Consider the following 20,824-nt stretch of genomic DNA (forward strand, 5'->3'; position numbering starts at 1 on the left):
TCATGGCTGACTTCGTCGGAGCGGTGGACCAGGGCACCACCAGCACCCGATTCATGATCTTCGACCATGGCGGCAACGAGGTCGCCAGGCACCAACTGGAGCACGAGCAGATCCTGCCGCGTTCCGGCTGGGTGGAGCACGACCCGGTGGAGATCTGGGAACGCACCAACTCGGTGATGCAGAACGCACTGCGCTACGGCGGCCTGTCGCCGACCGACCTGGCCGCCATCGGCATCACCAACCAGCGGGAGACCACGGTGGTCTGGGACCCGCGCAACGGCCGCCCCTACTACAACGCCATCGTGTGGCAGGACACCCGTACCGCCTCCATCGCGGCGGACCTCGAACGCTCCGGCCGGGGCGACGTCATCCGCCGCAAGGCCGGGCTGCCGCCGGCGACGTACTTCTCCGGCGGGAAGATCCAGTGGCTGCTGGAGAACGTCGACGGGCTGCGCGAGGCGGCGGAGCGGGGGCACGCGCTGTTCGGCAACACGGACGCCTGGGTGCTGTGGAACCTGACCGGCGGTCCGAACGGCGGCATCCACGCCACGGACGTGACCAACGCGAGCCGGACCATGCTGATGGACCTGGAGACCCTGGACTGGGACGACGAACTGCTGGGCTTCTTCGGCATCCCCCGGCCGATGCTGCCCGCCATCAAGCCGTCCTCCCATCCGGAGGCCTACGGCACGACCCGGACCTCCCGGCCGCTGCAGGCCGCCATCCCCATCGCCGGGGTGCTCGGCGACCAGCAGGCCGCCACCGTCGGACAGGTCTGCTTCTCCCCCGGCGAGGCCAAGAACACCTACGGCACCGGTAACTTCCTGCTCCTCAACACCGGTACGGAGCCGGTCCGTTCGCGACACGGGCTGCTGACCACCGTGGCGTACCGGTTCGGGGACGCTCCCGCCGTCTACGCGCTGGAGGGCTCCATCGCGGTCACCGGGTCCGCGGTGCAGTGGCTGCGCGACCAGCTGAAGATCATCAGGAGTGCGGCGGAGAGCGAGGAACTGGCCCGGACCGTCGAGGACAACGGCGGCATGTACTTCGTCCCGGCCTTCTCCGGTCTGTTCGCGCCCTACTGGCGCTCGGACGCCCGCGGGGCGATCGTCGGCCTGGCGCGCTACAACGACAACGCGCATCTGGCGCGCGCCACCCTGGAGGCCATCTGCTATCAGAGCCGGGACGTCGTCGAGGCGATGGAGCAGGACTCCGGGGTCCATCTCGACGTACTCAAGGTCGACGGCGGGGTGACCGCCAACGACCTGTGCATGCAGATCCAGGCCGACGTCCTCGGCGTCCCGGTCAGCCGGCCCGTCGTCGCCGAGACCACCGCGCTCGGCGCCGCCTACGCGGCGGGGCTGGCCACCGGGTTCTGGCACAGCACCGACGAACTGCGCACGCACTGGCAGGAGTCCAGGCGGTGGGAGCCGCAGTGGTCCGAGGAGCGCCGGGCCGAGGGCTACGCGGGCTGGAAGGCGGCGGTGGAACGCACCCTCGACTGGGTCAAGGTGCCCTAGAGGCCGCCCTGTCCGGCGATTCCCGCCGGCCGCCCGGAGAGCGGCCGGCGACGACGAGGCCCGGACAAGGACAGGAAAGAGGGCCGGAAGGACCGGAAGAGACCGGAAAGGGCCGGAACGGGAACCATGGGAGACTACGCGGACCTTCCTGGTGTCAGGACGTGGTACGAGACGGAGGGCGCCGGGGATCCGCTGGTCCTGCTGCACGGCGGCTTCTGCACCAACGACACATGGGGTCCCCTGCGGCCCGCCCTCGCCGCCGAGTACCGTCTCCTCCTGCCCGAGCGGCGCGCCCACGGGCACACCCCCGACGTCGAAGGGCCGCTGACCTACCGGGACATGGCCGACGACACGGTGGCCTTCCTGGAGACGGTCGTGAAGGGGCCGGCGCACCTGGTCGGCTGGAGCGACGGGGGCGTCGTCGCCCTGCTCGTCGCCGCCGCGCGCCCCGACCTGGTCCGCAAGGCCGTGCTGATCGGCACCACCTTCCGCCCCGCCGCCGAGAGTTTCGCCGAGCCCGGGGTGCTCGACGCGATGACACCGGACGGACCCGGCCTCGCGTTCTTCCGCGAGCTGTACGAGGCGGTCGCACCCGACGGCGCGGACCACTGGCCGGTGGCCGCCGCGAAGGTGATCGACATGTGGCGCACCCAGCCCACGCTCACCGAGGAGGACCTGGCGCGCGTGCAGGCGCCCACCCTCGTCCTGGTGGGTGACGACGACTTGATGACGCTCGAGCACACGTCCACCCTGTACCGGGCGGTCCCGGATTCCCGGCTGGCGGTGGTGCCGGGCGCCTCCCACCTGGTCCCGCTGGAGAAGCCGGACCTGGTCGGCCGGCTGGTCCTCGAGCACCTCGGGCAGGACGCCGTCGAGACGATGATGCCCGTCCGCCGTGCGCCGGCCCCCGGGAACGGTGGCGGCGGCACGGCATGACCCGCCCCCGCCGGCCGGCCGGTCCGCCCCCGTGTCCGCCGGGCCCGTCTGGGTAGGCTGGGCGTCATATCACGTGCGAAGCGACACAGGGAGCGACATTGAGTGAGCCGGCGTCCACCGCCCTTCAGTTGGAGATCGCCCGGGAACTGGGGGTCGCGGAGAGCTTCGATGCCGAGACCGAGATCGAACGCCGGGTGGCCTTCCTCGCCGAGCGGCTGACCTCCACGGGCCTGCGCTGCCTGGTCCTCGGGATCAGCGGGGGCGTGGATTCGACCACCGCCGGCCGGCTGTGCCAGCTGGCCGTCGAGCGGGTCCGCGCACAGGGCCACGAGGCGAGTTTCTACGCCATGCGGCTGCCCCACGGCGTCCAGGCCGACGAGGACGACGCGCAGCGCGCGCTGGCCTTCATCAAGGCCGACCACGTGCTGACCGTGGACATCAAGCCCGCGAGCGACGCCATGCTCGAGTCCCTGCTCGGCGCCGACGTGGCCTTCCGCGACGCCCGCCACCAGGACTTCGTGCAGGGCAACGTCAAGGCCCGGCAGCGCATGATCGCCCAGTACGCCGTGGCCGGCGCGCACGGCGGTCTGGTCGTCGGGACCGATCACGCCGCCGAGGCGGTCTCCGGCTTCTTCACCAAGTTCGGTGACGGTGCCGCCGACGTCGTCCCGCTGGAGGGGCTCACCAAGCGCCGGGTGCGTGCCGTCGCGGACGCGCTGGGCGCGCCCGCCGAGCTGGTGCGCAAAGTCCCGACGGCCGATCTGGAGACCCTCGACCCCGGGAAGGCCGACGAGGACGCCCTCGGCGTCACCTACGAGACCATCGACGACTTCCTGGAGGGCAAGCCGGTGGCCGAGAAGGACTTCGAGACGATCGTCGCCCGTTACCGGCTGACCGACCACAAGCGCCGGATGCCGATCGGTCCGTGAGACCGGCGGGCGCGGGGCGGCCCGGACGGTCCGGCTGGTGCCGGGCGGTCCGGGCCGTCCGCGTGCGGCGGCCGTGTCCCGCGGTGCCAGCGGTGCGCCTCTCGGCAGTGTGCCGTCCGGAACCGTCCGGCGGAACACGGCCTGCGGCCGGGACGCCGTCGCCGTCAGGGTGTGCAGGCCGCCGCGATCGACACGCCGTCCTCGTACAGGTGGTGCCGGGTGATCCGGCCGTCCTCGACGGTGAGGCGCAGCGCGAAGGGGCCGGAGAAGGACTTGCCCGTCGCGCGTACGGTTCCGAAGACGTGGCCCGTCAGGACGGCATCGGTGCCGTCGACGAGGAAGGCGTCGACGGACGCCCGGGCGTCCTCGGGCACGGTGTGCTCCGCCATCTCCGCGGACTGCGCGGCGCATTCGGCGGCCGTGGAGCGCGGCCTGATCCAGGGGACCATCGGGTTCTCGGCGAGCAGCCAGTCGACGCGGTCGGCGAAGAGCGCGGTGAGTCCTTCGGTGTCGCCCGCGAGGCGCAGGGCGAGGAACTTCTCGACGGTGGCACGGGTGGCGTCCGCGAGGGCGGTGTTCGTCGTCATGGCACCGACTGTGCCGCGGATCCGACGCGCCGTCGATTACCCCGGACGTAAGGACGCCCACTCAATCCGGAACTGACGGACACACAACCCTTACCGTGTTCCAGGTGTCATAACCGACAGGATCACCGACCGGCTCCAAGTCCCGACAAGGGGGAAATATGATGAACAGTCGTTCTCTGGCGGCCACGGCCGCGCTGGCGGCCGTGGCCGTGGGCGGCGCGACCGCCCTGGCGGCGCCCGCCTCCGCCGCGGCGAGCGTCACGCCGCAGACCGTCTGCGGCAGCGGCTACAGGACGGTGAACTCCGCGCCCATCGGCTCCAGGGGCACGGTCTACCTGACCTACAACGCCGTCAACGGCAGGAACTGCGTCGTGACCATCCGCAACACCACGGGCACGGCCGTCGACATGTCCGCCTACATCTACGTCCCCGACACCGAGCAGAGGGACGGGGACTACGGAAGGTACAGGTCGTACGCGGGTCCGGTCCGCGCCTACGGCAAGGGGCACTGTGTGGACTGGGGCGGCAGCATCGGCGGCGTGTCCGTGCATGTCACCGGCTCCAACTGCGCGGCCCTGAAGGAGGAACGGGTCACCACGACCCGCTGATCCGCCTCGGCCGGCGAATCCCGCCCCGGCGCAGCGCACGGCGCTGCCGCCGGGGCCTCGCCCTGTCGGCGGCCGGACGGGCAGGCGGACTCGTGGCCGGAAAGGAGCGTCTCCGGTCAGCGGCGGGCGAAGGAGAGCACGGCCAGCAGGGTGGCCGGCCTTCGGGTGGAGAGGTAGAGGTAGGGAACGGCGCGGTCCGGGTCGTCGATCTCGATGCGCAGCGCGGTCGGCACGTGGCTGCGCACCAGCATCTTCGCCCGTACGTCGGCCCGCCGGGTGCGCCAGAGGAACGCCTCCTCGGCGTCGAGGATCTCCACCATGCCGAGGGCGGAGAGGGGGAACCGGAGCGGCCCGGCCGTCAGGTGGCGGTCCGTCACCACGATGGCGGCGGATCCGTAGGCGTGCAGCCCCAGCGCGGTGAGGCCGGCGACGACCACCAGAGCGGAGACGGCGGCGACGGGTCCGAACGGCAGCAGGACGAGGGCGGCCATCACGCTCAGCAGGGCGGCGAGCCAGAACGCGGCCTTCGGGACGCCGAGACGTTCTTCGTACAGACGCATGCGCTCACCTTCTCAGCTCCGCCCGGCGGCCCGCGCACCGCCCACCGGGGCGGGCGGTGCGCGGGTCGCCGTACGCGGCGGGCGGTACTACAGCGTGCGCTCCAGGCGGTCCGCCACGAGCTGCACGAACCGGGCGGGCTCCTGCGGCCGGCCTCCCTCGGCGAGTACCGCGAGGGCGTGGAGCAGTTCGGCGGTCTCGCTGACCTCCGTGCGGTCGTCGCGCTCGGTCCAGGCCCGGTTCAGGGCCTTGACCAGCTGGTGCTCCGGGTTGAGTTCGAGGATCCGCTTGGCGTGCGGCACCTCCTGGCCCATCGCCCGGTACATGTTCTCCAGCGCGGGCGTGAGGTCGTCGGCGTCGGAGACGACGCAGGCCGGGGAGACCGTGAGACGCGAGGACAGGCGGACCTCCTTGACGTCCTCGCTCAGGTGCTCGGTCATCCAGCCGAGCAGTCCGGCGTACTCCTCGCTCCGCTGCTCCTTCTCGGTTCCGGCCTTCCCGTCCCGGTCGCCGTCGAGGTCGATCTCGCCCTTGGCGACCGACCGCAGCCGCTTGCCCTCGTACTCCCCCACCGCGTCGACCCAGACCTCGTCCACGGGGTCGGTGAGCAGCAGGACCTCGACGCCCTTGGCCCGGAAGGCCTCCATGTGCGGTGAGGACTCCATGGCCTGCCGGGACTCGCCCGTCATGTAGTAGACGGCGTCCTGCCCGTCCTTCATCCGCTCGACGTACTCCTTGAGCGTGGCCGGCTTCTCCGCGTCGTGCGTGGTGGCGAACGAGGAGACGGCGAGGATCGCGTCGCGGTTCTCGGCGTCGGTGACGAGTCCTTCCTTGAGGACGGCGCCGAACTCCCGCCACAGCGTGGCGTAGCGGTCCGGCGCGGACGCCATCATGTCCTTCACCGTCGACAGGACCTTCTTGGTCAGGCGGCGCTGGATCATGCGGATGTGGCGGTCCTGCTGGAGGATCTCGCGCGAGACGTTGAGCGAGAGGTCCTGTGCGTCGACGACGCCCTTGACGAAGCGCAGGTAGGGCGGGAGGAGTTCCTCGCAGTCGTCCATGATGAAGACGCGCTTCACGTAGAGCTGCACGCCTCGCCGGTAGCCCTGGGTGAACAGGTCGTGCGGGGCGTGGGAGGGGACGAAGAGCAGGGCCTGGTACTCGAAGGTGCCCTCCGCCTGCAGCCGGATGGTCTCCAGCGGGTCGCGCCAGTCGTGGCCGATGTGCTTGTACAGCTCGTGGTACTCGTCCTCGGAGACCTCGTCGCGCGGGCGCGCCCACAGGGCCTTCATCGAGTTGAGGGTCTCGGGCTCGCCGGCCTTGTCGTCGTCCTTCCCGGGGACGAGGCGGATCGGCCAGGTGATGAAGTCCGAGTACCGCTTGACGATCTCCTTCAGCTTCCAGACGGAGGTGTAGTCGTGGAGCTGGTTCTCGGGGTCGGCGGGCTTGAGGTGGAGGGTGACGGAGGTTCCCTGCGGCGCCTCGTCGACCGTCTCGAGGGTGTACGTGCCCTCGCCGCGGGACGTCCAGCGGGTGCCCTGAGTCTCGCCGGCGCGGCGGGTCACGAGGGTGACCTCGTCGGCGACCATGAAGCCCGAGTAGAAACCGACGCCGAACTGGCCGATGAGCCCGTCGGCGCCGTCGCCCTGCTCGGCCTCGCGCAGCTCCTTGAGGAAGGTGGCCGTGCCGGAGTGGGCGATGGTGCCGATGAGCTTGGTGACCTCGTCGTACGACATGCCGATGCCGTTGTCGCGCACGGTGAGGGTGCGGGCGTCCCTGTCGACGTCGAGCTCGATGTGCAGGTCGGTGACGTCGGCGTCGAGGGTGTCGTCGCGCAGGGCGGCGAGGCGCAGCTTGTCCAGCGCGTCCGAGGCGTTGGAGACGAGCTCGCGCAGGAAGACGTCCTTGTTCGAGTAGACCGAGTGGATCATCAGCTGCAGGAGCTGACGCGCCTCTACCTGGAACTCAAACGTTTCGGTCGGCATGGTCGGTGTGCACCTCACTGATCCGCAGTCGTCTGCACTGGCGGATGTCACTTTAGAACAGCCCGCCCCGCCCCCGAGCCCCGTCGGGCGCGGTCACGGCAACGCCCGTCGCGAGAAGTTCAGTCCGCAACATTGACGCGATGAGGGAGCGCGGGCACATTACCTATCGGTAGAACCGATCGGTAACTCGCGTCCGGTACCACGGCCGCCGGCGTGCGCGTCCGCCCTCGCCACGGCCGCCGCCCCGCACCTCGCCCGAGCCGCCGCACTCTCGACGACCAGCACGCCCGCGCAGGCACCGCCGTGCCCGCCTCCCGTGCCCGCCTCCCGAGAAGAGAGAGCACATGCCGAAGCACGCCGCACGACGTGTCATGACCACGACCATAGCTGCGGTCGGCACGCTGGCCCTCAGCGTGACCACCGCGTCCGCCGGCACCGCACCGCCCCTCGACTACGTCGCCCTCGGCGACAGTTACAGCGCCGGCTCCGGCGTCCTGCCCGTGGATCCGACGAACCTGCTGTGCCTGCGTTCCACCGCCAACTACCCGCACGTCATCGCCTCGGCGACCGGCGCCCGCCTCGACGACGTCACCTGCGGCGCCGCCGAGACCAAGCACTTCACCCAGGCCCAGTACCCGGGCGTCGCCCCCCAGGTGAACGCGCTCGGCACGCACACCGACCTGGTGACGCTGACCATCGGCGGCAACGACAACGGCACGTTCATCGGCGCCGTCACCGCGTGCGGCACCGCGGGCGTGCTCAGCGGGGGCAAGGGCAGCCCCTGCAAGGACAGACACGGCACGTCCTTCGACGACCAGATCGAGAACAAGACGTACCCGGCCCTCAAGGAGGCCCTGCGCACCGTGCGCGCGAAGGCCCCCAACGCGCGGGTGGCGGCGCTGGGTTACCCGTGGATCGTGCCGGCCACCGCCGATCCGTCCTGCTTCCTGAAGCTGCCGATCGCCGCGGGTGACGTGCCCTATCTGCGGCAGATCCAGGCGCACCTCAACGCGGTCGTCCGGCGCGCCGCCGCGGAGACCGGCGTCACCTACGTGGACTTCTCGCGGGTCTCCGACGGGCACGACGCCTGCAAGCCCTCCGGTACGCGGTGGATCGAACCGCTCCTGTTCGGCCACAGCCTCGTCCCCGTCCACCCCAACGCCCTCGGTGAGCGCCGTATGGCCGAGCACACCATGGACGTCCTCGGCCTGGACTGACCCGGTGGCCGGGCGTCCCGCGGGGCGGGGTGCCCGGCCGTCCGGCGGCACACCGGTCCGGCCGCCCGCATACCCTGGCCCCGTGTCAGCCTCCCGTCTGCGCCGCGTCGCCGTCCTGGTCCTCGAGGGCGCCAAGCCGCTCGACGTGGGCATCCCCGCGCAGGTGTTCACGACCCGGGCCAGCATGCCGTACGAGGTGCGGGTGTGCGGGGCGGCGCCCGGCCCGGTGACCGGCGGCGACGGCCTGTCGTACCACGTCGCCCACGGTCTCGACGCGCTCGCGTGGGCCGATGTCGTCTTCCTCCCCGGCTACCGGTTCCCGGACCGCGAGGACCCGCCGCCGGCCGTGGTCGACGCGCTGATCGCCGCGCACGCCCGGGGCGCCCGCCTCGCGGCGATCTCGACGGGCGCCTTCGCGCTCGCCGCGACGGGTCTGCTCGACGGCAGGCGGGCCACGACGCACTGGCACTACACGCGGGCCCTCGCGGCGAGGCATCCGCACGTCCTCGTCGACGAGAACGTGCTGTTCGTCGACGAGGGCCGGGTGCTCACCTCGGCGGGCGCCGCCTCCGGCATCGACCTGTGCCTGCACATCCTGCGCGGCGACCTCGGGGTGGCCGCGTCGAACCACGCCGCACGGCGCCTGGTCGCGGCGCCCTACCGCAGCGGGGGCCAGGCGCAGTACGTGCCGCGCAGCGTGCCCGAGCCGCTCGGCGAGCGGTTCGCCGCGACCCGCGAGTGGGCGCTGCGCCGGCTGGGCGAGCCCCTCACCCTGGAGGCGCTGGCGCGGCACGCGGCGGTGTCGCCGCGCACCCTGTCACGGCGCTTCGTCGAGGACACCGGGTACACGCCGATGCAGTGGGTCATGCGCGCCCGCGTCGACATGGCGCGTGAGCTGCTCGAACGCTCCGGACGCAGCGTCGAGCAGATCGCCGCCGACACCGGCCTCGGCACCGCCGCCAATCTGCGGCTGCACTTCCAGCGCATCCTGGGCACCACACCGACTCAATACCGGCGCACCTTCGCCCAGGGCGAGTGACCGCTCCGGGAGTCCCTCAGGAGGCCTGGCGAGATCCTTTCGAACCGTGGCGATCACGCCGCTGTCCCCGGTGTCCGCCGCGCGCCAGCCTGGTGGCGAGACGAAGGGACACCACTCATGACTCGTATCGCCATCAACGGATTCGGCCGCATCGGACGCAATGTGCTGCGCGCTCTGCTCGAACGCGGCAGCGACCTGGAGGTCGTCGCCGTCAACGACCTCACCGAGCCCGCCGCTCTGGCGCGGCTGCTCGCCTTCGACACGACGGCCGGCCGGCTGGGCCGTCCGGTGACCGCCGACGGGGACGCCCTGGTCGTGGACGGCCGTCGGATCAGGGTGCTCGCCGAACGCGAGCCGGCCCGGCTGCCCTGGGCCGAGCTGGGCGTCGACATCGTGCTGGAGGCGACCGGCCGCTTCACCTCCGCCGAGGCGGCCCGCGCCCATCTGGACGCGGGCGCCCGGAAGGTGCTGGTCAGCGCGCCGTCGGACGGCGCCGACGTGACGCTCGCGTACGGGGTGAACACCGACGCCTACGACCCGGACGCGCACACCGTCGTCTCCAACGCGTCCTGCACCACCAACGCGCTCGCGCCGCTGGCCGCGGTGCTGGACGAGCTCGCCGGCATCGAGCACGGCTTCATGACGACGGTGCACGCCTACACGCAGGAGCAGAACCTGCAGGACGGCCCGCACCGCGACGCCCGCCGCGCCCGTGCCGCCGCCGTCAACATCGTGCCGACCACGACGGGCGCCGCCAAGGCGATCGGACTGGTGCTGCCGAACCTCGACGGCAAGCTGTCGGGCGACTCGATCCGCGTACCGGTCCCGGTCGGCTCGATCGTCGAGCTGAACACGACCGTCGCCCGCGAGGTGACCCGCGACGACGTGCTGGCGGCCTACCGTGCCGCGGCCGAGGGCCCGCTGGCCGGGGTCCTGGAGTACTCGGAGGACCCGCTGGTCTCCTCGGACATCACCGGCAACCCGGCCTCCTCGGTCTTCGACGCGGAGCTGACCCGGGTCGACGGCCGGCACGTCAAGGTCGTCGCCTGGTACGACAACGAGTGGGGCTTCTCCAACCGGGTGATCGACACGCTGCTGCTGCTCGCCACCCGTTGAGGGGAAGGCCGGTTTCCGGTCCGCGGACCTCAACCGTCACAATGGTGCGATGAGCAATTCCCAGGTTTTCTTCGACATCGACATCGACGGCAAGGACGCGGGCCGGATCGTCTTCGAGCTCTTCGAGGACGTCACCCCCAAGACCGCCAAGAACTTCATCGAGCTGGCGACCGGTGAGCACGGCTTCGGCTACAAGGGCTCCCCGTTCCACCGCGTGATCCCGCAGTTCATGCTGCAGGGCGGTGACTTCACCAACGGCAACGGCACCGGTGGCAAGAGCATCTACGGCGAGAAGTTCGCGGACGAGAACTTCACGCTGAAGCACACCGGCCCGTACCTGCTCTCGATGGCGAACGCGGGTCCGAACACCAACGGCTCGCAGTTCTTCATCACCACCGTCCCCACCCCGTGGCTGGACGGCAAGCACGTCGTCTTCGGCAAGGTCGTCGAGGGCACGGACGTGGTCGACAAGATCGAGGGCTACGGTTCCTCCCCGTCGGGCCGCACCTCCGCGACCATCACGGTGCGGGACTCGGGCAAGCTCTGAGCCCTCACCGGCCGGGCCAGGCCCCGCCGGACACGGCGCCCGCCGCACACCGTGCGGCGGGCGCCGTCCCTTTTTCCCCTCCGTCCCGCGTGGTGAGGCGCGGCGGGCGGTGCGACGCTGGGGTGGACAGGCGTCCGAGGAAGGGAACCGGGAGGACCGATGGGACGGGACGTCCCGGCGCAGGTCTTCACCCGCGAGGACCGCCGCCGGTACCGGATCAAGATGCAGGAGTGCCTGGAGGCCTTCGCGCAGATGCTGCGCGAGTCGCGGTTCGAGACCGAGCGGCCGCAGGTGGGCCTGGAGATCGAGCTGAACCTGGTCGACGACGAGGCCGAGCCGGCGATGCGCAACAGCGACGCCCTGGAGGCCATCGCGGACCCCGCCTGGTCCACCGAGCTGGGCCGGTTCAACCTGGAGATCAACATCCCGCCCCGCCGCCTGACCGCGGGCGGCCCCGACTCCTGGGAGACGGAGATCCGCGGCGCCCTGAACCACGCGGAGGACCGGGCGAAGTCCGTCGGCGCGCACCTGATCATGATCGGGATCCTGCCCACGCTGCGGCAGACGGACGTCGGCGAGGCGGCCCTGTCGGAGAATCCGCGCTACCGGATGCTCAACGACCAGGTGTTCGCGGCGCGCGGCGAGGACCTGCACATCGAGGTGGACGGCGTCGACCGGCTGCGGACCTACGCGGACACCATCACCCCGGAGGCCGCGTGCACGAGCACCCAGTTCCACCTCCAGGTGTCCCCCGACGAGTTCGCCGGCTACTGGAACGCGGCGCAGGCGATCGCCGGGGTGCAGGTCGCGCTGGCGGCGAACTCTCCCTTCCTGCTCGGCAAGGAGCTGTGGCACGAGAGCCGCGTCCCGCTGTTCGAGCAGGCGACCGACACCCGGCCCCAGGAGATCAAGGCGCAGGGCGTACGGCCGCGGGTGTGGTTCGGCGAGCGGTGGATCACCAGCGTCTTCGACCTGTTCGAGGAGAACCTGCGCTACTTCCCCGCGCTGCTGCCCCTGTGCGACGAGCAGAACCCGAAGGAGACCCTGGACCGCGGTGACATCCCGGAGCTGGGGGAACTGACCCTCCACAACGGCACCATCTACCGCTGGAACCGCCCCGTCTACGCCGTCGCCCACGACAGGCCGCACGTCCGCGTGGAGAACCGGGTGCTGCCCGCCGGCCCGACGGTCGCCGACACCCTCGCCAACGGCGCCTTCTACTACGGGCTGACCCGTGCCCTGGTGGAGGAGGAGCGGCCGGTGTGGTCGCGGATGTCGTTCTCGGCGGCGGAGGACAATCTGCACACCGCCGCCCGGCACGGCATCGAGGCGCTGCTGTACTGGCCCGGCATGGGCGAGGTCCCCGTGCCCGAGCTCGTCCTGCGGCGTCTGCTGCCGCTGGCGCACCGGGGGCTGGAGCTGTCCGGCATGGACGCGGCGTGGCGGGAGCCGCTGCTGGGCATCATCGAGCAGCGGTGCGTGACGGGGCGCAACGGCGCGGTCTGGCAGAAGGAGACCTTCCACCACATCGACGACTCCACCCACGTCGGACGGCACGAGGCCCTGCGGCGGATGACCCGGCAGTACATGGACTACATGCATCTCAACGCGCCGGTCCACACCTGGCCGGTCGACTGACGTGCGGCGCCCCGTGCGGCGCGTGCCCCAGGACCAGGAAGGCGGCAGACGATGTGCCGATGGCTCGCCTACTCGGGTGCGCCCGTGCTGCTGGAGACCATCCTGTACGAGCCGGACCACTCGCTGATCGACCAGAGCCTGCACTCCCGGATGGGCGTGGAGACGACGAACGGGGACGGGTTCGGCGTCGGGTGGTTCGGCCCGGAGATGGAGACGCCCGCGATCGTGCGCGAGACCGGCCCGGCGTGGAGCAACCGCAATCTGCGGGAGATCGCCGGGCATGTCCGTTCGTCGCTGTTCTTCGCGCACATCCGGGCGTCGACGGGCAGCGCGGTGCAGCAGACCAACTGTCATCCGTTCCGTCACGGCCGTTGGATGTGGATGCACAACGGCGCGATCGCCGACTACCACCGGGTCCGGCGCGATCTGGCGCTCGCCGTGGATCCGCAGCTCTTCCTCGCCATCGAGGGCACGACGGACTCGGAGATGATGTTCTTCCTGGCTCTCACGCTCGGCCTGGAGGAGGACCCGCCGGGTGCGGTGGCGCGGATGGCGGGGCTGGTCGAGGCGACCGGGCACGAGCACGGCGTGGAACACCCGCTGCAGATGACGGTCGCCGTGACGGACGGGGTACGGCTGTGGGCGTTCCGCTACTCCAGCCAAAAGGCCTCCCGGTCGCTCTACTACAGCTCGCGCGTGGAGACGCTGCGCGCGCTGCACCCGGGAATGCCCTTCCTGCGGGAGGCGTCCGAGGGGACCCGGCTCATCGTCTCCGAGCCGCTCGGTGATCTGCCCGGTGTCTGGAACGAGGTCCCGGAGAGCAGCTGTGCGGTCGTCCGTCCCGAGGGCGACGAACTGCTGCCCTTCACCCCTCGGGCCGTCTGACGCCGTACGCCGCCGGTGCGAGACCCCTGCGCCGGGCCGGGCCGGCGTCGTGGCGTCATGGCGTCCAGTCGTGCGGGCCGCCGCCGCGCCATTCGATCCAGTCCGCGGTCTCGACGTCGGACGCCTCCACCTCCTCCAGGCCGGCCAGGCGCAGGAACTCCGCGATGTCGAGGGGCGTGTAGGCGAGTCCTACGAAGGAACCGTCGAAGCGGACGCGGCGGCCGCCGTCCCGGGCGGGCGGGTAGACGACGACGGCGGGGGCACTGGGCATGCTCCCAGGGTGTGGTGGACGCCGTCAGGGCGCATCCGGACGGCGCCGGTGGACGCGCCGCGGGCCGGGGCGGGCCGTCGCCGCCGTCCGGGAAAAGGGCACGGCGCCCGGAAGCTCGCTCGCTTCCGGGCGCCGTGCTCGTTCGACGCGTTCCCGGTCAGGCGGGGGTGATGTTCTCCGCCTGCGGGCCCTTCTGGCCCTGGGTGATGTCGAAGGTGACGGCCTGGCCTTCCTGGAGCTCGCGGTAACCGCTGGCGTTGATGTTGGAGTAGTGCGCGAAGACGTCGGGGCCGCCGCCGTCCTGCGCGATGAAGCCGAAGCCCTTTTCCGAGTTGAACCACTTGACGGTACCGCTGGCCATGCCTTTGCCTTTCAGCCGATATCGGATCCGCACCGCGCGGATCCGGAGGTGGTCGTCCTGGTCCAAGGCACTGCACAGCAGACCGCCCGCACCATGGCGCGGGCGGTCGGGTCGAACCACGACATCTGCCGCTGACGCTACACGGCATGTCCGCGCCCCACCAGTGAGTAAGGGAACGGAACAGGACCGGTGTTGCTCCGCAGGCCCTGCGTCCCCGGCCGGTCCGGCGCACCCGGCGTCCCCGGCCCCGCCCCTCCGGCCGCGTGCACGGTGCCGCCCCCTGCGCCATACGGGCGAGACGCGGGGCGACCGGACGCCCCGGTTCCGCAAGTGGTGAAGCAATGAGTAGCCCCCTTAGCGAACCGGAGGTTGAGATGAGCGTCAGGAAGTCCCTGGCCCTGATGATCGGCACGGTGATGTCCACCGGCCTGCTGGCGACGGGCTGCGCCCCGGGAACGCCCGAGGGACCCTCGCGGCCGGTGTCGCCCCGTCCCGCTCCGCCGGTGCCGTCCGCCCGGCCGCTGCCCGGCATCGGGCCCGTGATGCTGGCCCGGATGCCCGCCGGCACCCGGCAGGCCCTCGTGGTCAGGGGTGCGACCGAGGACGCCAACCGGGCGCAGGTGGTGCTCTACGAGCGTGATCGGGCACGGGGCTGGCAGGCCGTGGCGGGGCCGTGGTCCGCGCACAACGGGCTGCGCGGCTGGACGACCGACCACAGCGCGGGCGACCTGCGCACCCCCGTCGGCGTCTTCGGCCTCAGCGACGCCGGAGGCCGGCTGCCCGACCCGGGGACCCGGCTGCCCTACGACGAGGACCCGGAGTTCGCGATCTCGGGCACCGGCCACCTGGGCGAGGACCTGGAGGGCTCCTTCGACCATGTGATCGCCATCGACTACAACCGGGTGCCCGGCACCACCCCGCTGGACACCACGCGGCCGCTGGGCGAGGACAAGGGCGGCGGGGTGTGGATCCACGTGGACCACGGCGGGCCGACGAACGCCTGCATCTCCCTGGACGAACAGCACATGCGGGAGCTGCTGCTCGCCCTGGACCCGGACAAGGACCCGGTGGTCGTCATGGGACCCGCCCCGGAGCTGGAGCGGTGACGGGCGGGGCAGGACGCGGAACGGGCACGGCAAAGCCCCGTACCCGCTCCGTCGCCGCCCCGGCCGCGTGCCGACGGCCGTGTGCCGTCGGCCGTGGCGGCGGCGGTGGTGCCGGGCCGGTGGTCAGGAGCCGGTACGCGCCGAGGAGCTCGCCCGCCGGTGCCGGCCCACGACGGCGCGGCGTACCCGCCGGTGCCGCCGGGGCGGTGCGGGGTGTGTGCCCTTCCTCGTCAGAACAGGCGCCCCTGCGCGCCGGCCTGCTGCTTCGCGCGCGGCCGGTCACGGCGCGGGGTGGCCCGTCCGGGTGCCGTGTCCCCGAACAAGGGAGCCGTGCCGTACTCGTCGGGCTCGGCGGGGACGACGGTGGGCCCGGTGCCCACGTTGAGCCGCAGCGGAGCGTCCCGGTCGAAGTCCCCCGGCGTCATCGACGTCCACTCCCGGTCCTGCCGCTCACCCACGCACCCACACCTTTCTCGCCCCGAGCCGCGATGATCGCCGCTCGGCCTGTCGTAAGGGATTCTGCCCGGCCCGGGCCCCCTCTCACCGGACGCCCCGGCCGTCGCCGGGCTCCCGTCGACGGTGCGGCCCCGCGCACGGGGGAGAACGCGGGGCCACGCGAGAAAGCCGTCGGAGCGCTCTCGCGCCCACCGGCCCCATCCCCTGCGCGGGCCGGCCGTGCCTCACCCGGACGGCGGACGGCCGGGGGCGGCCGGCCGGGGCCGGCCCGCACGGCGCACTGCGCTCCCCGCTGTGCCGGGCACACACTGGAGGCATGGACCACCCCGATCCGCCGGAGACGGCGTCACGGTGTTTCCCCCGGGAACCGAGGAGCGCGGCGGCGGCCAGACGGTTCGTGCGTGCCGCCCTGGAGGAAGCGCCCCCCGACCTCGCGGACACGGCTCAGCTCCTGGCCGGGGAGCTGGTGACCAACGCGGTCCTGCACGCGCGGACCGAGATCGAGGTGGGGGTCGGCGTCCACGACGGCCGGGTCCGGGTGCGGGTCAGCGACCGCCGGCCGTGCCGCGCACCCGTGCCCCGCCCCTCCCCTCCGTACGCCGGCACCGGCCAGGGGCTGGCGCTGGTCGAGCGCCTGGCTTCGCGGCACGGCACCGATGCCGGTGACACGCGCAAGAGCGTGTGGTTCGAACTGTGGCCCGACGGCTCCGCGCCGCCGTCGGCGGGATGGGAGACCGGCACCGCGCCTGCCCGGCCCGGGGCCACGGTGACGCTCGTCGACGTGCCGAGCGCCCTGTGCGCCGCGTCCCAGCAGCACCGGCACGCGCTGCTGGGCGAGCTGGCCCTCGCCGCATCCGCCGGGCATCCCCTCGAGGTGTCGCCGGCCGACCTCGCCGCCGCCCACGACATCAACAACCTGATCAGTGCCGGACTGGCGGCCGCGCCGGCACCACCGCACACGGACTCGGGTCTGGTCTCCGTCGCCCTGACGCTCCCCGCGGACGCGGCACCGGACGTACGCGCGCTGGGCCGTGTGCTCGCGGCGGCCGAGGAGGCGGCCCGGGAGGAGCGCCTGCTGACCCTGCCGGCGCTGCCGCGCGGGCGTGCCTTCCAGGAGTGGCTGTTCGACGAGATCGTCGGCCAGCTCACCGGCGGCCGGCCGACCGCGTGGTCGGTGCTCCCCCGCGAGCCGGAGATCGCCTCCTCGGAGCTGGTGCCGTGGGAGGTATCCCACGTGCGGGCGGGACGGCTCCCGACCATCGCCGCCGACGAGACCAACCGGATCATCGCGGTGAACAGCGCGGCCGCGGGCATGCTCGGCTGGGACGCGGACGACCTCGTCGGCCGGAAACTCACCGCCCTCATCCCCGAGCACCTGCGCGAGCGGCACACCGCGGCGTTCACGTCGATGCTGCTCACCGGCCGCACCCGGATCGTCGGCCGGTCCGTGCCGCTCCCGGCGCTGCACCGCGACGGACGGCTGGTCCCCGTCCGGCTGTACATCCAGACCCAGGAGACGGCCGACGGCCGTACCGTCTTCGTCGCCCAGCTCTCCCCGCGGGCGACCACCTTCCTCGGCGCCTCCGGACCGGGCGCCAGGGACCGGGCGGGGGCGCCGGAGTCCGGCGGGAGCGGCTCGCCGGCCGCCCGGGAACGGGGCCGCCGGCCGGACGCCGGCCACGGCATGTCGACGCTGGAACGGCTGACCCTGCTGGCCGACCTGGGTGCCGAGCTCAACAACACCCTGAACCTCGAGGAGGGCCTGCGGCGCATCGGCCGGCTCCTGACACGGCGGCTGGCCGACTGGTGCGCGGTGGACCTGTACACCGAGCACGCCCAGGTGGACCGGGTCTGCGTCGTCCACCGGGATCCCCGCGGCCTGCGCCCGGAGGCGTACGAGGGACGGCTCCCGCCGGTCTCCGAGGCCTCGCGCGGTCCGCTGGCCCGGGCGCTGCGCGGGGCGGGGCCCCTGCTGCTCGCCGGCACACCGGCGCCGGGCCAGGCGGGCAGCGAACTCGACCGGGACTACGCCCGCCTGCACAGCGGGCTCGGCACGGGCAGCGCCGTGGTCGCCCCGCTGCGGGCCCGCCGGGAGATCTTCGGCGCGCTGACCCTCGCCCGGACGGGCGCCGCCCGGCCGTTCTCCGAGGACGACCTGTCCCTCGTGGACGACCTGGTGCGCGGTCTGGCGCTCGGCGTGGACAACGCCCGGCTGTACGAGGAGACCCGCAGCATCGCCGAACGGCTCCAGCGCTCCCTGCTGCCCGTACTGCCGGACATCGGTCACCTGCGGATGGCCGCCCGGTACGCGGCCTCCTCCGCCACCGCCCAGGTCGGCGGCGACTGGTACGACAGCTTCGTCCTCGGCAGCGGTGACACCGCCGTGGTCATCGGCGACGTGACGGGGCACAACCTCGACGCGGCCATCGCCATGAGCCAGTTGCGGAGCATGCTCCGCGGGATCGCCGTGGACCGCCAGGAGCCGCCGGCGGAGGTGCTGCACCGGCTCGACCAGGCGAACCACAGCCTCTACCAGGAGGCCACCGCCACCTGTGTCTACGGCGTCGTCAAGGGGCCGCCCGAGGGTCCGTGGGAGCTGCGGCACTCGTCCGCCGGTCACCCGCCGCCGCTGCTGATCACCCGGGACGGCGACACCCGTTTCCTCGAACAGGGCGCGGGCCTGCTCCTCGGCATGGACCCGGAGGTGGCCCGCGCCACGGCCCGCGACACACTGCCCGCCCACTCGACCCTGCTGCTGTACACCGACGGCCTGGTCGAGCGCCGGGACGAGGTCATCGACGTCGCCCTGGACCGGCTGCGCCGGCACGCCGCTGCCCTGGCCCAAGAGCCCCTCGACACGTTCTGCGACGAGCTGCTGATCAGGCTGGGTGCCGACAGCACCGACGACATCGCCGTCCTCGCCGTCCGCCCCACACCGCCCGTCTGACCCGCGGCGGGGCGGGCGACGCGGGTGCGGCCCTCGGTACTCAGCCGGTCCGGCCGGCCTCCAGGAGAGCGGCGATCCGTTCGTGCAGCTCGCCGGGGATGCGCACGGCCCAGCGGCCGGCCGCGTCCGCGCTCAGCTCACGGCTCCATCGCCAGCTGTTCCGCGCGGCCGTGCGGACCTCCTCCTCGCGCGCGGCCGCGGTGGTGGACGTGTACCGCTCGACGTCGGCCGGCGGCAGGTCCCGTTCCAGTGCGCGGCTGGGCGTCAGCCAGTGTGCGGTGCTGCCGCGCAGGAGCCGGCACAGCTGCAGCTGCTGGGGGGCTACGACGCCGTGCAACAGGGCGTGGGCGCGCGCCACTTCGCCGCGGGCGAGGACGTGGGCGAGCATGAGCGTCCAGTTGGCCAGCTCGTCGGTGAGCCGCTGTGCGGTGCCGGCGGGCTCGGGCGGCCGGAACTCGGCCAGCCGCCGGGCGGCCTCGGTGAGGCGGCCGGTGCGGTCCAGCAGGACGGCGTCCTCGGGGCGGGGCAGGTGGACCATGCCCTCCCAGGTGGGCACCTCCTCGATGCCGGCGGTGGCGGGTGTGATGTGGAACTCGCCGCGCATCAGGTCGTCGAAGACGACGGCGAGGACGCCGTACATGTTGGTGTACGCCAACTGGAGCGGGGCGAGCCGTCCGAGGAAGGCCCGGGCGTCGAAGGCGTCGAGGTGGTCGTCGTCGACGTAGAGGTAGGCCTCGATGTCGGAGTGGGCGTCGGCCTCGCCGAGAGTCCAGGACCCGTAGAGCAGGACGCCCTCGAGGCGGGGCTCGAGGCGGGCGGTCTCCCGGAGGCGGGCGATGCGCTCGTCCAGGGCGGGGGCGGCGGAGGGGAAGGACATGGGTGGCTGTCTCCTGAGGGGTGTGCGGGCAGGTGTGACGGACGCCCGGCGTCCGCCGGGCGGTCGGCGGGGCCGTGCGGCCGGTTCAGGAGACGCCCATGAGGGGGGATTCCAGGGGCGCCGGGGGACGGGCGTCACCCCGGCCGTCCGCCGGAGTGACGTCCGGCGTCGCCGCGGTGTCCCGGTGGCTCCCCTCACGCCGCGCGCAGCCGGTCCCGCTCCACGCGCAGGGGTGTCGCCTGGGGCTGGGCGGTCCTGACCCGGTGGATCGTCCTGGCGGGGTCGGCCAGGGGTTCGCCGAGGGTGATCCGGCCGGCCGCGTGCAGCCGGTCGCACTCGGCGGTCGGCAGCGCCACGTAGCAACCGCCCTTGCCCGTCGTGGAGTCCAGCGGCCGCCAGTAGCTGTATCTGCGCCGTCCGTCCTTCCGTACGGTGACGAACACGGGGGTGCGCGCGTCGGCGACGATCCGCAGGATGTCGGTCTCCTCGGGGCCTGTGGGCGCGCACGGGCGGGGCCGGCGACGGCCGAGCACGGGCACGGTGCCGGCCGAGGGGACGGCACCGAGCCGTGCAAAGCGGCCGGTCGCGCGGGATTCGGCGGGCTGCGGGAGCAGGGCGGTGGGCGGCATCGGCGTGGCCTTTCCGGGTCAGTGACTCGAGACCGCCTACCCGGTCCGGCCGGAGTTGATCTCGCTCGTCCCGCATTCTTCAGTACGGCACCGACATCGATGCCGATATCCGGGTTCCGGTGGCCGGCGCCGCGACCGCCTGCCGCGGGGTGCGGCAGGATGGGGGCATGAGTGTAGTCAAGATCAATGTACTGTCCGTGCCGGCCGAGCAGCGCGAGACGCTGGAGAAGCGCTTCGCCTCGCGTGCCCACGCGGTGGAGAACTCCGACGGCTTCGAGTGGTTCGAGCTGCTGCGCCCCGTCGAGGGCACCGACACCTACCTCGTCTACACGCGGTGGCGCGACGAGGAGTCCTTCCAGGCCTGGATGGAGGGGCCCATGAAGGCGGCGCACCAGGGCGGCGGTGCGGAGGGCGGCGAGCGTCCCAGGCCGGCGGCGAGCGGGTCCACGCTGTGGTCGTTCGAGGTGGTGCAGCAGGCGGCTCCGAAGGGCGAGTGAACGCGGCGGTGGCGCCCCTGACCCGGGCCCGGGGCGGGCGCCCCCCCCAGTGGGGGTTAAGCGCCGCGCGACCAGGAGGTAGCCGCCCACCACCAGCTGGTTTGGGTTGTTTGCC

Annotated in this window: 21 protein-coding genes; 13 read left to right on the forward strand and 8 right to left on the reverse strand. The window is 72.6% G+C overall.

Annotated elements, in window-relative coordinates:
- Positions 1 to 2: 2 nt before the first annotated feature.
- The 3 genes from glpK (at position 3) to nadE (ending at position 3,385) form a co-directional block, all read left to right on the forward strand.
- Positions 3 to 1,520 (forward strand): glycerol kinase GlpK, encoded by a 1,518-nt coding sequence (gene glpK, locus ACFYOJ_RS33105; protein WP_356557389.1) that lies wholly within the window; start codon positions 3 to 5, stop codon positions 1,518 to 1,520.
- A gap of 126 nt (positions 1,521 to 1,646) precedes the next feature.
- Positions 1,647 to 2,456: an alpha/beta hydrolase gene (locus ACFYOJ_RS33110; RefSeq protein ID WP_356557388.1), complete on the forward strand. Its 810-nt coding sequence runs from the start codon at positions 1,647 to 1,649 to the stop codon at positions 2,454 to 2,456.
- A 98-nt stretch (positions 2,457 to 2,554) separates the two neighbouring features.
- On the forward strand, positions 2,555 to 3,385 hold the full coding sequence (gene nadE, locus ACFYOJ_RS33115; protein ID WP_356557387.1) for an ammonia-dependent NAD(+) synthetase: 831 nt from the start codon (positions 2,555 to 2,557) through the stop codon (positions 3,383 to 3,385).
- Positions 3,386 to 3,549: 164 nt separating this feature from the next.
- Here the strand turns inward: nadE and ACFYOJ_RS33120 are convergent, their stop codons facing one another.
- Positions 3,550 to 3,972: a nuclear transport factor 2 family protein gene (locus ACFYOJ_RS33120; RefSeq protein WP_356557386.1), complete on the reverse strand. Its 423-nt coding sequence runs from the start codon at positions 3,970 to 3,972 to the stop codon at positions 3,550 to 3,552.
- Between the two features lie 158 nt (positions 3,973 to 4,130).
- Between ACFYOJ_RS33120 and ACFYOJ_RS33125 the strand changes: the two genes are divergently transcribed.
- Positions 4,131 to 4,580, forward strand: a complete 450-nt coding sequence (locus tag ACFYOJ_RS33125; RefSeq protein WP_356557385.1) for a spore-associated protein — start codon at positions 4,131 to 4,133, stop codon at positions 4,578 to 4,580.
- A 116-nt stretch (positions 4,581 to 4,696) separates the two neighbouring features.
- Here ACFYOJ_RS33125 and ACFYOJ_RS33130 read toward each other — a convergent pair whose 3' ends face one another.
- On the reverse strand, positions 4,697 to 5,140 hold the full coding sequence (locus ACFYOJ_RS33130; protein ID WP_356557384.1) for a DUF3093 domain-containing protein: 444 nt from the start codon (positions 5,138 to 5,140) through the stop codon (positions 4,697 to 4,699).
- Positions 5,141 to 5,227: 87 nt separating this feature from the next.
- Complete coding sequence (htpG, locus tag ACFYOJ_RS33135; protein ID WP_356557383.1) at positions 5,228 to 7,123, reverse strand: molecular chaperone HtpG; 1,896 nt, start codon at positions 7,121 to 7,123, stop codon at positions 5,228 to 5,230.
- 344 nt (positions 7,124 to 7,467) lie between these two features.
- Between htpG and ACFYOJ_RS33140 the strand changes: the two genes are divergently transcribed.
- The 6 genes from ACFYOJ_RS33140 to ACFYOJ_RS33165 all read left to right on the forward strand — a co-directional run bounded on the left by ACFYOJ_RS33140 (position 7,468) and on the right by ACFYOJ_RS33165 (position 13,565).
- On the forward strand, positions 7,468 to 8,340 hold the full coding sequence (locus ACFYOJ_RS33140; RefSeq protein ID WP_356557382.1) for an SGNH/GDSL hydrolase family protein: 873 nt from the start codon (positions 7,468 to 7,470) through the stop codon (positions 8,338 to 8,340).
- A gap of 82 nt (positions 8,341 to 8,422) precedes the next feature.
- On the forward strand, positions 8,423 to 9,379 hold the full coding sequence (locus ACFYOJ_RS33145; protein WP_356557381.1) for a helix-turn-helix domain-containing protein: 957 nt from the start codon (positions 8,423 to 8,425) through the stop codon (positions 9,377 to 9,379).
- A gap of 117 nt (positions 9,380 to 9,496) precedes the next feature.
- Positions 9,497 to 10,495: a type I glyceraldehyde-3-phosphate dehydrogenase gene (gene gap / locus ACFYOJ_RS33150; RefSeq protein ID WP_356557380.1), complete on the forward strand. Its 999-nt coding sequence runs from the start codon at positions 9,497 to 9,499 to the stop codon at positions 10,493 to 10,495.
- A gap of 49 nt (positions 10,496 to 10,544) precedes the next feature.
- Positions 10,545 to 11,042, forward strand: a complete 498-nt coding sequence (locus ACFYOJ_RS33155) for a peptidylprolyl isomerase (RefSeq protein WP_356557379.1) — start codon at positions 10,545 to 10,547, stop codon at positions 11,040 to 11,042.
- Between the two features lie 159 nt (positions 11,043 to 11,201).
- Positions 11,202 to 12,680: a glutamate-cysteine ligase family protein gene (locus tag ACFYOJ_RS33160; RefSeq protein ID WP_356557378.1), complete on the forward strand. Its 1,479-nt coding sequence runs from the start codon at positions 11,202 to 11,204 to the stop codon at positions 12,678 to 12,680.
- 51 nt (positions 12,681 to 12,731) lie between these two features.
- On the forward strand, positions 12,732 to 13,565 hold the full coding sequence (locus tag ACFYOJ_RS33165) for a class II glutamine amidotransferase (RefSeq protein WP_356557377.1): 834 nt from the start codon (positions 12,732 to 12,734) through the stop codon (positions 13,563 to 13,565).
- A 55-nt stretch (positions 13,566 to 13,620) separates the two neighbouring features.
- On the opposite strand, the gene ACFYOJ_RS33170 is transcribed toward ACFYOJ_RS33165, so the two are convergent.
- Positions 13,621 to 13,836: a hypothetical protein gene (locus ACFYOJ_RS33170; RefSeq protein WP_356557376.1), complete on the reverse strand. Its 216-nt coding sequence runs from the start codon at positions 13,834 to 13,836 to the stop codon at positions 13,621 to 13,623.
- Positions 13,837 to 13,993: 157 nt separating this feature from the next.
- On the reverse strand, positions 13,994 to 14,197 hold the full coding sequence (locus ACFYOJ_RS33175; RefSeq protein ID WP_028964611.1) for a cold-shock protein: 204 nt from the start codon (positions 14,195 to 14,197) through the stop codon (positions 13,994 to 13,996).
- A gap of 374 nt (positions 14,198 to 14,571) precedes the next feature.
- On the opposite strand from ACFYOJ_RS33175, the gene ACFYOJ_RS33180 reads away from it, so the two are divergent.
- A complete protein-coding gene (locus tag ACFYOJ_RS33180) occupies positions 14,572 to 15,303 on the forward strand; it encodes a L,D-transpeptidase family protein (RefSeq protein WP_356557375.1) in 732 nt (243 codons plus the stop codon).
- A 230-nt stretch (positions 15,304 to 15,533) separates the two neighbouring features.
- Here the strand turns inward: ACFYOJ_RS33180 and ACFYOJ_RS33185 are convergent, their stop codons facing one another.
- Positions 15,534 to 15,761, reverse strand: a complete 228-nt coding sequence (locus tag ACFYOJ_RS33185) for a hypothetical protein (RefSeq protein ID WP_356557374.1) — start codon at positions 15,759 to 15,761, stop codon at positions 15,534 to 15,536.
- Positions 15,762 to 16,075: 314 nt separating this feature from the next.
- Here ACFYOJ_RS33185 and ACFYOJ_RS33190 point away from each other — a divergent pair, with 314 nt between their 5' ends.
- On the forward strand, positions 16,076 to 18,706 hold the full coding sequence (locus ACFYOJ_RS33190; protein WP_356557373.1) for a SpoIIE family protein phosphatase: 2,631 nt from the start codon (positions 16,076 to 16,078) through the stop codon (positions 18,704 to 18,706).
- 40 nt (positions 18,707 to 18,746) lie between these two features.
- Here the strand turns inward: ACFYOJ_RS33190 and ACFYOJ_RS33195 are convergent, their stop codons facing one another.
- Together ACFYOJ_RS33195 and ACFYOJ_RS33200 are read right to left on the reverse strand one after the other, a co-directional pair.
- Positions 18,747 to 19,583, reverse strand: a complete 837-nt coding sequence (locus ACFYOJ_RS33195; protein ID WP_356557372.1) for a nucleotidyltransferase domain-containing protein — start codon at positions 19,581 to 19,583, stop codon at positions 18,747 to 18,749.
- 194 nt (positions 19,584 to 19,777) lie between these two features.
- A complete protein-coding gene (locus tag ACFYOJ_RS33200) occupies positions 19,778 to 20,212 on the reverse strand; it encodes a hypothetical protein (RefSeq protein WP_356557371.1) in 435 nt (144 codons plus the stop codon).
- Between the two features lie 167 nt (positions 20,213 to 20,379).
- On the opposite strand from ACFYOJ_RS33200, the gene ACFYOJ_RS33205 reads away from it, so the two are divergent.
- Positions 20,380 to 20,709, forward strand: a complete 330-nt coding sequence (locus tag ACFYOJ_RS33205) for an antibiotic biosynthesis monooxygenase (protein WP_356557370.1) — start codon at positions 20,380 to 20,382, stop codon at positions 20,707 to 20,709.
- Positions 20,710 to 20,824 lie beyond the last annotated feature (115 nt).

Source organism: Streptomyces sp. NPDC006384 (assembly GCF_042870695.1).
In the GTDB taxonomy this organism is placed as follows: Bacteria; Actinomycetota; Actinomycetes; order Streptomycetales; family Streptomycetaceae; genus Streptomyces.

Coding starts and splice junctions, on each gene's coding strand:
- ACFYOJ_RS33130 (WP_356557384.1), bottom strand. CDS start 5,140: ATGCGTCTGTACGAAGAACGTCTCGGCGTCCCGAAGGCCGCGTTCTGG.
- ACFYOJ_RS33180 (WP_356557375.1), top strand. CDS start 14,572: ATGAGCGTCAGGAAGTCCCTGGCCCTGATGATCGGCACGGTGATGTCC.
- ACFYOJ_RS33110 (WP_356557388.1), top strand. CDS start 1,647: ATGGGAGACTACGCGGACCTTCCTGGTGTCAGGACGTGGTACGAGACG.
- ACFYOJ_RS33160 (WP_356557378.1), top strand. CDS start 11,202: ATGGGACGGGACGTCCCGGCGCAGGTCTTCACCCGCGAGGACCGCCGC.
- ACFYOJ_RS33175 (WP_028964611.1), bottom strand. CDS start 14,197: ATGGCCAGCGGTACCGTCAAGTGGTTCAACTCGGAAAAGGGCTTCGGC.
- ACFYOJ_RS33200 (WP_356557371.1), bottom strand. CDS start 20,212: ATGCCGCCCACCGCCCTGCTCCCGCAGCCCGCCGAATCCCGCGCGACC.
- glpK (WP_356557389.1), top strand. CDS start 3: ATGGCTGACTTCGTCGGAGCGGTGGACCAGGGCACCACCAGCACCCGA.
- ACFYOJ_RS33205 (WP_356557370.1), top strand. CDS start 20,380: ATGAGTGTAGTCAAGATCAATGTACTGTCCGTGCCGGCCGAGCAGCGC.
- gap (WP_356557380.1), top strand. CDS start 9,497: ATGACTCGTATCGCCATCAACGGATTCGGCCGCATCGGACGCAATGTG.
- ACFYOJ_RS33170 (WP_356557376.1), bottom strand. CDS start 13,836: ATGCCCAGTGCCCCCGCCGTCGTCGTCTACCCGCCCGCCCGGGACGGC.
- ACFYOJ_RS33125 (WP_356557385.1), top strand. CDS start 4,131: ATGATGAACAGTCGTTCTCTGGCGGCCACGGCCGCGCTGGCGGCCGTG.
- htpG (WP_356557383.1), bottom strand. CDS start 7,123: ATGCCGACCGAAACGTTTGAGTTCCAGGTAGAGGCGCGTCAGCTCCTG.
- ACFYOJ_RS33195 (WP_356557372.1), bottom strand. CDS start 19,583: ATGTCCTTCCCCTCCGCCGCCCCCGCCCTGGACGAGCGCATCGCCCGC.
- ACFYOJ_RS33165 (WP_356557377.1), top strand. CDS start 12,732: ATGTGCCGATGGCTCGCCTACTCGGGTGCGCCCGTGCTGCTGGAGACC.
- ACFYOJ_RS33190 (WP_356557373.1), top strand. CDS start 16,076: ATGGACCACCCCGATCCGCCGGAGACGGCGTCACGGTGTTTCCCCCGG.
- ACFYOJ_RS33155 (WP_356557379.1), top strand. CDS start 10,545: ATGAGCAATTCCCAGGTTTTCTTCGACATCGACATCGACGGCAAGGAC.
- ACFYOJ_RS33120 (WP_356557386.1), bottom strand. CDS start 3,972: ATGACGACGAACACCGCCCTCGCGGACGCCACCCGTGCCACCGTCGAG.
- ACFYOJ_RS33140 (WP_356557382.1), top strand. CDS start 7,468: ATGCCGAAGCACGCCGCACGACGTGTCATGACCACGACCATAGCTGCG.